Genomic DNA, 13,588 nt, shown 5'->3' with positions numbered 1-13,588 from the left:
CCGAATGCACGGCGCGCCGATCGACTGAGGCTGAAAAGCCACACCAACCGGGAAAGCGCCGTGGTGCTTTCCCCGACAATTCGGGTGCGGCCCAGCCCAAGACGCGGCCGGCGGACAATGCAACACCGGATTTCTCGACAACAGCTGGATCTCCGCAGCTCATTTGTGCGGCGGGGAAGCAACATGGGGCGGCAGACAACAATGAAAATTCTTCTTCTCGCAACGGCCTTCATTCTCGCGCCGCTCGGTGTGGCGTGTGCGGCTGATATCAATGAGGTTTCGCCTGTTGCATCCGGCTACGACTGGTCCGGACTCTATGCCGGCGTCGACATCGGCTACGCGGCCGGAAAATCCAATCTGTTCATCGCCGGCGGCGGACTGGGCGGGGCCACCGATCTCAACGTTGGCGTCGATCCGAACGGATTTATCGGCGGCGTCCATATCGGCGCGAATTACCAGATGGAGAACAGCTTCGTGATCGGCGCCGAGGCCGACATTGCGTATGGCAACATAGATGGGCTGACGGCCCTCGACGCCGGCGGCGGCGGCGTCACCACGTTGCTCAAGAGCGAACTCAAATGGTCCGGGTCGGCGCGGCTGCGGGCCGGCTATGCTTTCGATCGGACCTTGCCCTACATCACTGCAGGCGTCGCTGCGGCCAAGTATGAGCTTATTGCGGTCAGCGCCGGTGGCCCTGCCGCCGAAGTAACGCTCCACAGCGACAGCCATGTCGGCTGGACCGTTGGCGCCGGCATCGAGCACGCCTTCACCGACAGGTGGATCGCTCGAGCTGAGTATCGCTACTCGGACTTCGGCAGCCAGGACCTCTCGGTGGCCGCCGGCCTGCCCACGGAAACCCATGTCGACCTCCAGACACAGGATATCCGGGTCGGGCTCAGCTACAAGTTCTGATCCGCTGAAGCTGCTGATCTCCCCCTTGAGGGGGGTGAGGAGTGGTCCGCGCAGCGGACGGAAAGCCAATCGCTTGGCTTTCCGAACGACGAACGCCTGGAACGAAAGCGAAGGGCCGGGTCCGGCAGGCCAGAGGGGGCGGTCCGGCTGGGCTCGGCCTGCTGTTGCGGATGACGTTGGCGCTTTACGCGCGGCGACCCCCTCTGTCGTCTCCGTGGCGCTTTGTTCTTGATCTCACGGTTAGTGGCACGCGAATAGGCGTCGAGCGGAGCCGCAGGGTCAGCGCCGGGCGAGGGGGGACGGCACAGACATCGGCGATCCTTGATGCTTGTCCATGAAATCCGCGAAGTCCAGAAGGATGCGGGCCGCGGAGCTCATGAACCGGGCAAGTTCCTTATTGTTTGTCTTGTCGTAGATAGACCCTGCCGAGGAAGGCCGGCTCGCCGGAGCGCCGGCCGCCCAATGAGCCTGCCACCAGCACGACAAGCGTCAGCAAGTACGGCAAAGTCATCATGAGATAGACAGGAACGTCGGCGCCTATGGCTTGTAGTCTAGGCACAAGCGCATCCGCGCTTCCGAAAAGAAGCGCACCCCAGAGAGCTCGAGCCGCGTTCCAGCGCGAAAAGATGACGAGCGCAACGGCAATCCAGCCGCGCGACGCGACCATTCCCTCCACCCAGACATGACTTGTGGCGACTGAGAGATAGGCTCCGGCGAGACCACAAAACAGCCCGGACGCCAGGACAGCCCCGAACTGAACCAGTTGCACGTCGATACCCGCGACATCCGCGGCGGCCGGGTTTTCCCCGACGGACCTCAACCTGAGGCCATGTCGGCTTTTGGAAAGCCACCACCAGAGCGCGCCGACCAGGGTCGGCAGCGCCAGCGTAACCGGGTCCTGCACCGCGAAAATGCGGCCGAATGCCGAACCGCGGTCTATCCCGAAGAGGTCGCCAAGTGTGGAAATGCCAGAAAAGGTCTTCTGCACGTAGGGTCGCCCCACGACCCCGGTGATGCCCAGTCCGATTGCGACGACGGCTAGGCCGGCGAGCGTATGATTGGCGCGCAAGGCGACTGTCGATATTCCAAACAGCAGAGCGAGAGCCATCGCGGCCGCTGAGCCGGCGGCAAGACCAACCCAAGGATCGGCTCCGGAAAGCACCGTCATCGCGCCGGTCATGGCACTGATCGCCATGAGCCCTTCCGCTCCAAGATTGAGAACGCCGGCTCTTTCGCAGATAATGAGGCCGAGGCTCGCCAGCAGCAACGGTGCCGCATAGCTCGGAATGATGGCAATCCAGCCGATCAGAAAATCCATGCAACTGTCCCTTCCTAGTTCTTGGGCCGTTTGAGCGAATAGGAGCTGAAGAACTGCGCCATCAAAATCGACATCAGTACCGCGCCTTGCATCAGCACGATCATCGCTTCGGAGATCGAGTAGAAAACCTTCAGGACATTCCCGGCGGTGAACACCGCGCCGAGCGCGAAAGAGATCACGACCACCCACAATGGCTTCGCGCGGGCCAGGTAGGCGATCACGATCGCGCTGAAGAGATAGCCGTTGCCGACGGACTGGTTGAGGCGGTGCTCCGTCCCCGCCACGATCATCATGCCGGCAACGCCTGAGAGAGCGCCGGAGAGCAGCACGAGCCCCACGGCTATGCTGAGCACCGGCAGGCCCGTGGCGAGCGCGGCCTTGGCGTTGAAACCTACAGCATCCGCGTAGAAGCCGACCCGGCTGTGTTCCATGACGAACCAGATGGACAATGCGATAACGGCGACCAGGAAGATTCCGGCATGCAACTGCCCCCATCCCAGAACGAGAAACCAGCTCGCCTCGGGAAAGGTGGCGGTCACGGGAAAGCTGTTGGAAGGGTCTCTCCAGACCCCGAACAGAAGATGCTGCACGAGCAGAAACGCGACGCTTCCCAGCAGCAGGGTCGAAATAACCTCGTTAACGCCCCACTTGAGTTTCAGAAAAAGCGGAATCGCAATCCAGGCGGCTCCCGCAAGCGCCGCCAGAACGAACATCGTCGGCAACCTCAGCACTTCAGGCCCGCTGCCGTTCAGCGCCACCCAGGTTGACGCGATCGCGCCGAGCCATAGCTGGCCCTCCACGCCGATGTTCCAAAACCGCACGCGCATGGCAACGCCGGAGGCGAGGCCGACTAGCACCAACGGTAAAGCGGCCGTCGCCGTCTGGGAGAGGCCGTCCGAGGTCAGAAAAGTTGCAATCAGGAACTCATCCACAAGAGCGCTTGCCGGCACGCCCGCATGCACGAGCAGCACCGCCGAAACCGTCAGCCCGACCAACAGTCCGCCAACATAACTGAGACTGGTCAACAAGAAGCCGGGATTTTGCCTGCGAACAAGGAAAGCTGTGTCAAGCATGGCCTGCTAAAAGGCCTCCTATCCATTCAGGCGTGACGTCGCCGGTCTGACGGCAGCCGGCGATCCTTCCTCTGTTCATGACGGCCACCCGATGGGACAGGGACATGACCTCCTGGAGATCCTCGCTGATCAGAAGGCAAGCCGCGCCGGCTTCCACAGCTCTGCGGATCGCCGATCGGACGAACTCGGCCGCTTTCATGTCCAGCCCGCGAGAAGGGGAATGCGCTATGAGAACCTTCAGGCCGTGATCGAGCTCCCGCGCGAGCAACACTTTCTGCGCGTTTCCTCCCGAGAGCAAAGAGGCCGGCCGTTCCGGCGTCGCGCCGCGGATATCGAACGCATCGATGGCCTCGGCGGCCTTCTCGCGCATCGCCCGCCGGCTCAGGAGAAACGGGCCGCCGAAGCTACCGCTGGCGACGGTCGTGAGCGCGAGATTGTCGGCAATGGAAAGCTCCCGGATCAACCCGCTGTCAAAGCGGTCGGAGGGGATGACGCGCAAGCCGGCCTCGCGGCGCTGGTCTGGCTTGGCGGTGGATATGTCCTGGCCATCCAGTACGATCGCGCCGGCGCCGGCACGGTCGAGTCCGAGAAGGCAGGCAACGAGTTCCTCCTGCCCGTTTCCGCCGACGCCGGCGATGCCAAGGATTTCGCCTACATGCAGCTCGAACCCGAGATCGTTCAGGCTTTGCCCGTGAGCGGTCGCCCGTGCGGAAAGCCTTTCCACGCTCAGACACACATCACCCGGCCGAGATAACGGCCTGCCCGCAACCGTCAAGGCATCGCCGACCATCAAGCGCGCCACCTCCGCTTCGGTGACGTTCGCAACCCGCGCACCCTCAAGTACGGTCTCGCCGTGCCGCATGATCGTTACCCGGTCGCAGAAAGCGGCAACCTCCCGGAACTTGTGCGTGATCAGAACCACGGCGTGACCTTGCCTCGACAATCGTTGGGCAAAAGAGAGGAGCGTGCGCGCTTCCTCGTCGGTCAGCACCGCCGTCGGTTCGTCCATGACCAGAATTCGGGCGCCCAGAAGCATGACCTTGATGATCTCGGCGCGCTGGCGTTCGGCGATCGAAAGATTCGCTACCAGCTTGTGCGGATCGACGGGCAGGCCGATCTCGCTCGACTTGGCGGAAACGATCGCCGCCGCATCGGTCAGCGTTTTCATAGCAGCCTTGCGGCCGAAGCCGAGGAGAACATTTTCGGCAACCGTAAAACTCTCGACCAGCCGGAAATGCTGATGGACCATGCCGAGACCGGCGGCGGCGGCTTCCAGCGGGCTGCGCAAACTGATCGCTTCGCCGTCGATCGATTGCTCGCCCCCGTCTGCTACATAGACGCCGGCCGCCACGTTCATCAAAGTGGACTTGCCTGCACCGTTCTCACCGACAATGGCATGCACCTCCCCCCATTCGAGACAGAAGGACGCATCGCGGAGCGCGGCTTTGCCGTCAAACGACTTGCCTATGCCGCGCATCAACAGAGCCGCCGGCGTGCCCAGCGGTCGTCGCATGTCGCCCGCTTGCTGAAGCGCCGTCGTCATTACTTCGCCGGCATGGTGCCGATGACACCGTCGACGAAATAGTCCATCGACCAGAGCGCCGCATCGTCGACCTTCCCGCCGACATCGACAACGATGGTGCCGTCTTGCTTTTTCAGAGGGCCCTGGAATGGATCAAGCTTGCCGGCGATGATCTCCTGCTTTGCTGCTTCAACCTTTGCCTTGGTCTCCTCGGAAACCGAGGGGCCAAAAGGAGCAAGATCGACCACGCCGGTTTCAAGGCCTTCGAAAGCGCCGTATTCCTCGGGTTTCCAGTTGCCGTCGATGATCTCCTTGATCGTCGGCACAAGATATTTCTCCCAGCGGAAGATGACGGAGGTCTGGATCGTCCGCGGCGCGGCATGCGACATGTCGAGCTGAAAGCCTATCGAAGGAACGCCTGCCTTTTCGGCGGCGTCGAGCGCCGAGGTCGCGCTCAGATTCGTGGCGAGCACGTCGGCCTTCTGGTCGAGAATGGCCTGGGCGATCTGCCCTTCCTTCACCGGGTCCCACCAGGAGTTGGCGAAGACCGCGACCGTTTCGATCGTAGGATCGACCGAACGGGCCCCGAGTGCAAAACTGTTGATATCCCAGTTCACCACGCCGACCGGAAAGCCGGCGAGGATGCCGATCTTCTTCGTCTTCGTCGCCTGTCCTGCCGCGATGCCTGCAAGGTACCAACCCTGGTAAGTGCGGGCATAGAAGCTTTCCATGTTGGCCCCATTCTCCGTGCCCGAAGCACTCAGAAACGCCACATTCGGATAGGCTTTGGCCGCTTCGGCCATTGGGGCGCTGTAGCCATAGGTGGTGCCGATTATGATGTTGAAGCCGCGCTTGACGTAGAGATCGATCGCCGCGCGCAGCTTAGTGGCCTCTTCCGGTATGTTCTCCGTCACCGAGACGGGCACCTGTAGCTGTTCCTCCAAGGCCTTGCGGCCGGCCTCGAGGGCTTCGTTCCATCCGCCGTCTTGCGCTGAACTTGCGTAGATGAACGCGACCTTGGGCGCCCCTTCCAGAGTAAAGGCATAAGCGCCGGACGTAGCACAGAATACGAAAACCGTGGCCGCCGCCGCGAACAGGCGAACTGAGTCGGACGGCTTCGTGTTGCGCTCTTTCATTTCGTGGTTCCCCTTGTTTTTCTTTGATTTTCTCAGCCGGAAGCACGCCGCGCCCATGCAGCTTCCCTGCACGGTGACGATTGCCGCCGGAGCGTCTTTTTTGATTTGGCAAAAGCGAATTGGCTCTTGTGCAGTGCATAACAGCCGATTACGTTCGTTCATGCAACAAAAATAATCATGCTCATTTTTTGGGCACTTTGTGCAGAAATGTGAACGATCAAATGAACACCGATGCTCTGGCATCATTTGTAAAAATCGCGGAACTGCGGTCATTGTCGGCCGCGGCGAAGTTGTACGGCCTGCCCAAATCCACGCTCAGTCTCCGGCTCAAGCAGCTTGAAGACGATCTGAAGGTCGCTCTGTTCGAGCGCTCCGGCCGTGTCCTGTTGCTCACGGAAGCAGGGCAAACCCTGCTCGGGCACGCGCGGCAGATCCTGCAAAGCTGCGATACGGCGCGGGCCGCCGTGACGGAACTGAGCGACGACGTGACCGGAACCTTGCGGATCGGCGCCACGGGGGAGTTCGGCACGGCCTACTACACGCAGATGCTCATGGCGTTCAGAAAGCTCTACCCCAAGGTGGAAATCGAACTCACCTTCTTTTCGCCGCACGTTCTCTACGCGCCAGAGAGCCTCGATATGCTCGACGCCGTGATTTCATGGGACGAAGGTATCGAAGTCGGCGAAACGCTCTCCACCGCAAAATTCGCACTCTTTGCCAGCAAGAGTTATGTCGAGCGTGCCGGGATGCCACGAAAACCCGCCGATTTGGCGGAACACCAGGGCATTGTCTATCGCACCTCGGCGGGCCTGCAGCACTGGCGGCTACAGAAAGGTACCGCGCAGGAAAGTATCTTGCCGCGCAGCAACCTGATCGCCAACGAATACTGGACTATCAAGTACTTCGCCGTTGCGGGCGAGGGCATTGCCTATCTACCGCACTTCTTCACCACGATCGAGTGTGAACGCGGCCACCTCATTCCGTTGCTCGACACATGGGAGTCCGCGGAAAAGCGGGTCAGCATCCGCATATCGCGCCCGCACGCCCCATCGCGTAAGATGACCGCGTTCATGGATGTCTGCGGCCGCTACTTCTCGCCCGGCTTCGTTTTCACGGGGCCGCGCTACTACGTCGAAACAATCTTCGATGCAAGCCAGCAAGAAAAGGGAACAGAAAAATGAAGGTCCTTGAAACCGGTAATGGCGCGCGTGCAATGAAAGGGGGAGGGCTCGACCCGCAGCGTGTCAGCTTCGACAAGATCCCGATCATCGATCTCGAGCCCATGTTCGCAGGCAACGAGGCGGCCAGGCGAAAGCTCGCCCAGGAACTGCGCAAGGCCTGCACGGAAGTCGGCTTCCTCTATATCAAGAACCATCACGTTCCGAAGGATGTCATCGATGCCACGTTTGGGGTGGCGGAGGTGTATTTCGCCGAATCCGACGACGTGAAGATGGAGAATCACGTTTCCAATTCAAAGAATAATCGCGGTTATGCGGCAATATTGGAAGAGAATACGGATCCGACCGCGCGCGGAGACCTGCACGAATCCTATGATATTGCGCTGGATGTGCCAGCCGACGATCCGGACGTGAAGGCCGGCAAAGTACTCTACGGTCCCAACCAGTGGCCAGCGGGCAGGCCGGAATTCCGAACGGCACTGGAAGCCTACCATGCCGAGATGCTGACGCTGAGTGGCCACCTGCTCCATGCCTTTGCTCTGGCTCTTGGGTTGGAGGAGACATATTTCGACCTGCTGGTCGGCAAGCCGCTCGCAACTTTGCGGGTGCTCCACTATCCACCGCAGTTTGGCGAGATCGATGACCGCCAGATCGGCATTGGGGCGCATTCGGACTATGAGTGCTTCACGATCCTGGCCCAGAAGGATGGTATTTCAGCCTTGCAGGTACTGAATGCAACTGGCGAGTGGATTGCGGCCGATCCCGTCCCCGGCTGCTTCGTCGTCAATGTGGGAGATCAGATGGCGCGTTGGACCAATGACCTTTTCGCCTCGACCGTCCACCGCGCGGTGAATCGTTCCGGCAAAGAACGCTATTCGATCCCGTTCTTCTTCGGTCCAAACTATGATGCCGTGATCGAGGTGCTTCCCAGTTGCATTGATGAGGATCATCCTGCGAAGTACCCTCCGATCACGTCGGGCGAATACGTCAACGGCCGCTTCAAGGCGACATTTGCGCACTATGCCGCGCAAAGCGAGGCCGGCGCCGAAACCGCGGCTTAAGCGGATAATCCTGTCATGCGCGGCCGCTCCTGTGGCCGCGCATCGCATACCCGCCGTCCGTTGACCGAGATCAATATGATAGCACCCTCGATGGGTAGCGTCGCGTTAACTGGTTAGCCATGGCGTCACCAGAAGAACCCATTTCGGTTTGACGGTGGATGTGGCTAATTTTTCGGCTTTGAGGGCTTGGTGGAGCGCGGTCTTCCCGATTTGGGCTTTGAGCAGCAACGGAGCAGAAAACCTGCATAAGGAAGTCACGGCTCGTCGTCCGGGTCAGCGGTTTTCGGATCGCGTGGCGGGCCTCGGTTTCGGCTATGGCCGCGGCAAGGCACAGCCAGTCGGCGATGCTGAGGGGGGTAATGTTTTCAGGGGGCATTTTGCCGGTGCCAAAATGGATATCGCTCATGGTCTTACCCCTTGATGGTTGCGCGAGTGCTGAAGGTGAAAGTGTGGAGGGAGCACCACCGCCCGAAGCTGCGGCCTGGCCTCCCCACAAGGGGACCCTCAAGGGGGAGATCGGCCACCGCCCTTAAATCAGCTTCTCCAGCGTGATCGGCAGATCCCTGATCCTCTTTCCCGTCGCATGGAACACCGCGTTGGCAATCGCCGGCGCCACGCCGACAATGGCCAGTTCGCCAACGCCCTTGCCGCCGAGCACCGAGGAATGCAGGTCGGGGATGCCGACCGAGATCACCTCGATGTCGGGGATGTCGGCATTGGTCGGCACGAGGTAGTCGGCGAGGTTGTTGTTGACGATGCGGCCGTGGCGGCGGTCGACGATGCCTTCTTCGAGCAGCGCCTGGCCGATGCCCATGATGATGCCGCCCTTCCATTGGCTTTCGGCAAGTTTCGGGTTGTAGAGCCGGCCCGAATCCAGCGCCGACACCACGCGCGATACACGCACCGTGCCAAAGTCCTCGTCGACGCGCACCTCGATGAAATGCGCGCACCAGGAGTGGCGGGAATAGTCGCCCTCGGTGTGCGGCACCGACATGGCGATGGTGGTGTAGTTCTTGTAGCGATCCTCTGGCGTCGAATTGGCCGGCATGGTGTCGCCGGTGGCTTCGATGTGGTCGCGGCCGACGCTCTTGAGCAGTTCGGCGACGGAGACATCGGGGCCGTCGCCGCGCGGCGAAGCGATACGGCCATTGGCGACGACCAGCGTGTTGGCCTGCAGCGCGTGGAAGGGCGAGCGTGGATCGCTGATGGCGAGGCCCACCAACTGGTCGAGGGCCGAGGTTGCCGCCTTGTAGACCGCACCCGTCATCACGCCGGCCAGCCGCGAACCGCCGGTGACGCCGGCGCGCGGAAAGCGGGAGTCACCGAGCTTCACCACCACGTCGTCAGCTCGTACGCCGACGGTTTCGGCGGCGGTCTGCGCCAGGATCGTGTAGGTGCCCTGGCCCATGTCGATCGAGGAGCTTTCGACCTCGACCGAACCATCGGCCAGGATGCGCACGAGCGCCTCGCCATAGGCGCGTCGCACCGGATAGGTGCCGGCGGCGACGCCCCAGCCGATCAACTGGTTGCCGTCGCGCATCGAGCGCGGTTCGGGTGTGCGCCTGGACCAGCCGAAGCGTTCGGCGCCTGCAGCAAAAGCCTCGCGCAACTGCCTGGTCGACCAAGCTTTTTTGGCATGTGGATCCTGCTCGGCATAGTTTCGGAGCCGGATCTCCAGCGGATCGATGCCGACCTCGTAGGCAAGCTCGTCGATGGCGCTTTCGATACCGAAGGCTGAGGGGTTTTCGCCCGGCGCGCGCATGGCGCCCGGCACCACCGAATTGACCCGTACGACATTCTGCTTCGAGGAGAAATTCGGCGTTGTGTACATGATCGAGGTGACCGATCCGAGCGGCTCGACCCACATGCCGTCGATGGATGTTTCATTGACGCCGCGATGCACGATCGACTGGATCTTTCCCTGCACGTCGGCGCCGATCGTCACCGTCTGGCGCGTCGCCGCGCGGCCGCCATAGCCGGTAAAAGTCTGCGGCCGGGTCATCACCAGCCGCACCGGCCGGCCGAGCATTTTGGCCGCACAGGCGGCCACCGCGCCATGGCTGAGCGCCAGCGCCTTGGAGCCGAAGCCGCCGCCAATATAGGGCGACACCAGCCGCACGTTCTCGAACGGCACACCGAACCATTCGGCATAGGTGCGCGCCATGCCGTCCAGCCATTGGCTCGGCTCCCACACGGTGAGGTGGTCGCCCTCCCAGCGGGCGATCAGGCCATGCGGCTCCATCGGCGCCTGGTACTCGCGCGGCGTGTTGTAGGCGGCGCAGATGCGGACCGGCGCCGAGGCAAACGCACCTTGCGCGTCGCCCCACTCCTTGGTCATGGCATCGATCGCGATGCCATCGCCGGCCTTGCCGTCGCTGAGGTCGACGATGGCAGGCGTTTCCTCATAGCTGACCTGGACCAGTGCTGCCGCCGCGACCGCCCGCTCGAAGGTCTCGGCCACCACGGCAGCGACATGCTGACCCGAAAAGGTGATGTCGCGCGCGAGTGGGCAATACGGCTTGTCGGGCGGCGGCGTGCCGAACCAGTCCGCCGCGGTTTTCAGGCTGATGATGGTGTCCGGCGTCAGCACCTGCAGCACGCCGGGCGCCACCTCGGCGGCAGTGGTGTCGATCGCGCGCACCTTGCCCGATGCAATCGTGCTCTCGACCAGGACGGCGTAGGCGAGGCCTTCGAGCTGCTGCTCGACGGCGTATTTCGCCGCACCGGTGATCTTGGCCGGGCCGTCGATGCGCGACAGCCGGCCGCCGACGGCTTCGGCAAAAGCGCCGTCGGACGCATCCCCATGCCTGATGTTGTGAACGGTCATGCCGTCTCTCCCAATTTGCGGATGGCGCGGGCGACGACGCGCGGCGCCAGTTCGACCTTGTAATGGTTGGCGCCATGGTCGACAGAGCCTTCGACGGCGAGCAGGCTGGCGGCGCGCACAGTGTCCGGCTCAAGCACCTTGCCCTTCAGCGCGTTTTCCACGGCCCGCGCACGCCACGGCTTGGTCGCGACGCCGCCAAGCGCGACGCGCAAATCGCGGATCGTTCGGCCGTCAGGTTCGAACTCAATGCCGACCGCCGCGCTCGCGGCGGCAAACTCATAGGATTGCCGGTCGCGGATCTTGAGATAAGTCGAACGCCGGGCAGAGGCCGAGCCGGGGATCTCGATCGCGGTGATCATCTCGCCCGGTTCGATCGCATGTTCCCGATCCGGCGTGGTGCCGGGCAGCAGGAAAAAGTCGTCGACCGGGATGTGGCGCTCGCCCAGATGCACGATCGCATCGAAGGCGACCAGCGCCACGGCGAGGTCGCCCGGATACATGGCGATGCAGGCGTCGCTGATGCCAAGCACCGCATGGCCACGGGTAACGCCGCCGATCGCCGAACAGCCAGAGCCGGGCTGACGCTTGTTGCAGGCGGGGAAATTCGCCGGGTCGCGGAAATAAGGGCAGCGCGTGCGCTGCATCAGATTGCCGCCGATGGTCGCCATGTTGCGGATCTGCGCGGAAGCCGCCTGCCACAGGGCTTCCGATACCGCAGGAAAGCGGCTTTTGATGTCGGCATGGTCGGCGACATGGCTCATCCTGGCCAGTGCGCCGATGGTGACGCCGCGCTCGTTCACCTCGATCCTGTCCAACCCCTTGAGATGAGCGATGTCGACCAGCGTCTCGGGCTCGGCGACGCCGCATTTGGCGAGGTCGATCAGCGTGGTGCCGCCGGCCAAGAGCATGGCGCCGGGCAGGGCGGCCGCCTGGCGTGCCGCATCGAGCGAATTGGCGCGCACATACGAAAAATCCCTCATGATGCGGCCTCCAATGCTGCCTGGCGGACAGCGGCGACGATGTGCGGATAGGCGCCGCAGCGGCAGAGGTTGCCGGCCATATACTCGCGGATTTCTTCGTCGGAGCCGGCATGGCCTTCGCGGATGCAGGCGACCGCCGACATGATCTGGCCCGGCGTACAATAGCCGCACTGGAAGGCGTCCTGTTCGAGGAAGGCAGCCTGCACGGGATGCATTTCGCCCTCCCGTGCAAGCCCCTCTATGGTGGTGACGGTGCGGCCCTCGACTTGTGCGGCCAGCGTCAGGCAGGCCAGCACGCGCTCGCCGTCGATATGCACGGTGCAGGCGCCGCACTGGCCGTGGTCGCAGCCCTTCTTGGTTCCGGTCAGGCCGAGGCGATCGCGCAAGGCATCGAGCAGCGTGACGCGCGGCTCGAGTTGCAGATCGTGATCACGGCCGTTGATGTCGAGATGAACTGGGATCGTTGTTTTGGTCATGGGCGTCGGGCTCCAGTTGCTTGACGCGAAGTCGTTGATTTCATCTTTGGCAGCCGGCGGGGACCTGGCGCCGGCTGTGCGGCCCTTCGCTGCCGCTCCCCGCCTTCGGGCGTTCAGCCCCTTAGAAAGGTCCACTGGACTTTTTGGTGCGCCCGAAGCGGACCGGGCTTTCACCGTTCGTCGTTCGGGAAGCCAAGCAATTGGCTTCCCATCCGCTAGGTGGACCACTCCTCACCCCAGCAGGTCCTCGATGCGGACCGGAAAGCGCCGCGGCCGCACGCCGGTCGCATGCCAGACCGCATTGGCGACGGCGCCGGCCGTGCCGGTGATGCCGATTTCGCCGACGCCCTTGATGCCGAGCGCGTTGACGTGAGGGTCGTCCTCGTGGACCAGCAACGCCTCGATCGATGGAACGTCGGCATTCACCGGGACATGATATTCGGCGAGGTTGGCATTCTGGATCCGGCCAGAGCGCCGGTCGGTGATGGCTTCCTCATGCAGCGCGAACGAGACGCCCCAGATCATGCCGCCATAATACTGGCTGCGCACCAGCCTGGGATTGATGACCCGTCCGGCGGCGAACGCGCCGACCAGCCTTGTGACACGGATCTGGCCAAAATCCGGATCGACCTTCACCTCGGCAAACACGGCGCCATGCGCGTGCTTGGCATAGGCCTCCTGAGACGCCGGGTCGGGAGCCCCCTTGCCGTGGCCCTCGATCTCGGTGAGGCCCGCGCGCGTGAGGATCTCGGCGTAGCTTTCACCGCGGCTTTCATCGTCGCGCCGATAGAGGCGACCGCCGCGCGCCAGCACGCCTTCATTGCCGGCGCCGTAGAGCGGCGAGCCCTCGTCGCCGGTGGCGAGATCGGCGAGCCTGGCGATGACGGCGGCGCCCGCATTGTGGATCGCCATGCCGGCCGTCGCCGTGTGGCCGGAGCCGCCGGCAATGCCTGCATTGGGCAGATCGGAGCTGCCGGCCCTGAAATCGACCTGGTCGATATCCAGTCCCAGTCCGTCGGCGGCGATCTGGGCGAAGGCGGTCCAGGCGCCTTGCCCCATGTCCTGAGCGCCGGTCTCCATCACGCCGCTGCCATCGGCTCTCAGC

At 62.9% G+C, this 13,588-nt stretch carries 12 protein-coding genes; 3 read left to right on the top strand and 9 right to left on the bottom strand.

Annotation, left to right across the window (positions count from 1 at the left end):
* Positions 1-912 (top strand): outer membrane protein (locus EN932_RS14650; RefSeq protein ID WP_245483284.1); only part of this gene is annotated, 912 nt, incomplete at its 5' end.
* 394 nt (positions 913-1,306) lie between these two features.
* Here the strand turns inward: EN932_RS14650 and EN932_RS14645 are convergent.
* Genes EN932_RS14645 through EN932_RS14630 form a run of 4 tightly spaced genes read right to left on the bottom strand, consistent with a single transcriptional unit; the run spans position 1,307 to position 6,207 of the window.
* Positions 1,307-2,230 carry an ABC transporter permease gene (locus EN932_RS14645; protein ID WP_064993944.1) on the bottom strand — a complete coding sequence of 308 codons (924 nt, stop codon included), beginning with the start codon at positions 2,228-2,230 and terminating at the stop codon, positions 1,307-1,309.
* A gap of 14 nt (positions 2,231-2,244) precedes the next feature.
* A complete protein-coding gene (locus EN932_RS14640) occupies positions 2,245-3,303 on the bottom strand; it encodes an ABC transporter permease (RefSeq protein WP_013530695.1) in 1,059 nt (352 codons plus the stop codon).
* Entirely contained in the window at positions 3,296-4,846 is a 1,551-nt protein-coding gene (locus EN932_RS14635) for an ABC transporter ATP-binding protein (protein ID WP_127388326.1), read from the bottom strand. Before EN932_RS14635 ends, EN932_RS14640 begins: the two co-directional genes overlap by 8 nt.
* A complete protein-coding gene (locus EN932_RS14630; RefSeq protein WP_164745855.1) occupies positions 4,846-6,207 on the bottom strand; it encodes a BMP family ABC transporter substrate-binding protein in 1,362 nt (453 codons plus the stop codon). The genes EN932_RS14635 and EN932_RS14630 overlap by 1 nt, the downstream gene beginning before the upstream one ends.
* On the opposite strand from EN932_RS14630, the gene EN932_RS14625 reads away from it, so the two are divergent.
* Both EN932_RS14625 and EN932_RS14620 read left to right on the top strand, forming a co-directional pair.
* Positions 6,183-7,142, top strand: coding sequence for a LysR family transcriptional regulator (locus tag EN932_RS14625; RefSeq protein WP_013530698.1), 960 nt, complete (start codon positions 6,183-6,185; stop codon positions 7,140-7,142). The two genes, EN932_RS14630 and EN932_RS14625, sit on opposite strands and share 25 nt — an antisense overlap.
* Positions 7,139-8,200: a 2-oxoglutarate and iron-dependent oxygenase domain-containing protein gene (locus EN932_RS14620; protein WP_064993942.1), complete on the top strand. Its 1,062-nt coding sequence runs from the start codon at positions 7,139-7,141 to the stop codon at positions 8,198-8,200. Before EN932_RS14625 ends, EN932_RS14620 begins: the two co-directional genes overlap by 4 nt.
* 70 nt (positions 8,201-8,270) lie before the next feature.
* Here EN932_RS14620 and EN932_RS14615 read toward each other — a convergent pair whose 3' ends face one another.
* The 5 genes from EN932_RS14615 to EN932_RS14595 all read right to left on the bottom strand — a co-directional run.
* Positions 8,271-8,606 carry a hypothetical protein gene (locus tag EN932_RS14615; RefSeq protein ID WP_127370446.1) on the bottom strand — a complete coding sequence of 112 codons (336 nt, stop codon included), beginning with the start codon at positions 8,604-8,606 and terminating at the stop codon, positions 8,271-8,273.
* A 123-nt stretch (positions 8,607-8,729) separates the two neighbouring features.
* Entirely contained in the window at positions 8,730-11,027 is a 2,298-nt protein-coding gene (locus tag EN932_RS14610) for a xanthine dehydrogenase family protein molybdopterin-binding subunit (RefSeq protein ID WP_127385323.1), read from the bottom strand.
* The gene (locus EN932_RS14605) at positions 11,024-12,007 is read right to left on the bottom strand and encodes a xanthine dehydrogenase family protein subunit M (protein WP_127369008.1); all 984 of its coding nucleotides are present in this window, start codon (positions 12,005-12,007) and stop codon (positions 11,024-11,026) included. Before EN932_RS14605 ends, EN932_RS14610 begins: the two co-directional genes overlap by 4 nt.
* Positions 12,004-12,483, bottom strand: a complete 480-nt coding sequence (locus EN932_RS14600) for a (2Fe-2S)-binding protein (protein WP_013530702.1) — start codon at positions 12,481-12,483, stop codon at positions 12,004-12,006. The genes EN932_RS14605 and EN932_RS14600 overlap by 4 nt, the downstream gene beginning before the upstream one ends.
* Positions 12,484-12,714: 231 nt before the next feature.
* Positions 12,715-13,588: molybdopterin cofactor-binding domain-containing protein (locus EN932_RS14595; protein ID WP_164890487.1), on the bottom strand; the 874-nt coding region annotated here is incomplete at its 5' end.

The sequence above is a fragment of the Mesorhizobium sp. M7A.F.Ca.US.002.01.1.1 genome, assembly GCF_004022955.1.
Lineage (GTDB): Bacteria > Pseudomonadota > Alphaproteobacteria > Rhizobiales > Rhizobiaceae > Mesorhizobium > Mesorhizobium ciceri.
This window is presented reverse-complemented; position numbering and strand designations above follow the sequence as displayed.

Bases quoted from the DNA above. Each gene is read 5' to 3' on its own strand.
- EN932_RS14645 (WP_064993944.1), bottom strand. From the start codon at position 2,230: ATGGATTTTCTGATCGGCTGGATTGCCATCATTCCGAGCTATGCGGCA.
- EN932_RS14640 (WP_013530695.1), bottom strand. From the start codon at position 3,303: ATGCTTGACACAGCTTTCCTTGTTCGCAGGCAAAATCCCGGCTTCTTG.
- EN932_RS14635 (WP_127388326.1), bottom strand. From the start codon at position 4,846: ATGACGACGGCGCTTCAGCAAGCGGGCGACATGCGACGACCGCTGGGC.
- EN932_RS14625 (WP_013530698.1), top strand. From the start codon at position 6,183: ATGAACACCGATGCTCTGGCATCATTTGTAAAAATCGCGGAACTGCGG.
- EN932_RS14630 (WP_164745855.1), bottom strand. From the start codon at position 6,207: ATGATGCCAGAGCATCGGTGTTCATTTGATCGTTCACATTTCTGCACA.
- EN932_RS14620 (WP_064993942.1), top strand. From the start codon at position 7,139: ATGAAGGTCCTTGAAACCGGTAATGGCGCGCGTGCAATGAAAGGGGGA.
- EN932_RS14615 (WP_127370446.1), bottom strand. From the start codon at position 8,606: ATGAGCGATATCCATTTTGGCACCGGCAAAATGCCCCCTGAAAACATT.
- EN932_RS14610 (WP_127385323.1), bottom strand. From the start codon at position 11,027: ATGACCGTTCACAACATCAGGCATGGGGATGCGTCCGACGGCGCTTTT.
- EN932_RS14605 (WP_127369008.1), bottom strand. From the start codon at position 12,007: ATGAGGGATTTTTCGTATGTGCGCGCCAATTCGCTCGATGCGGCACGC.
- EN932_RS14600 (WP_013530702.1), bottom strand. From the start codon at position 12,483: ATGACCAAAACAACGATCCCAGTTCATCTCGACATCAACGGCCGTGAT.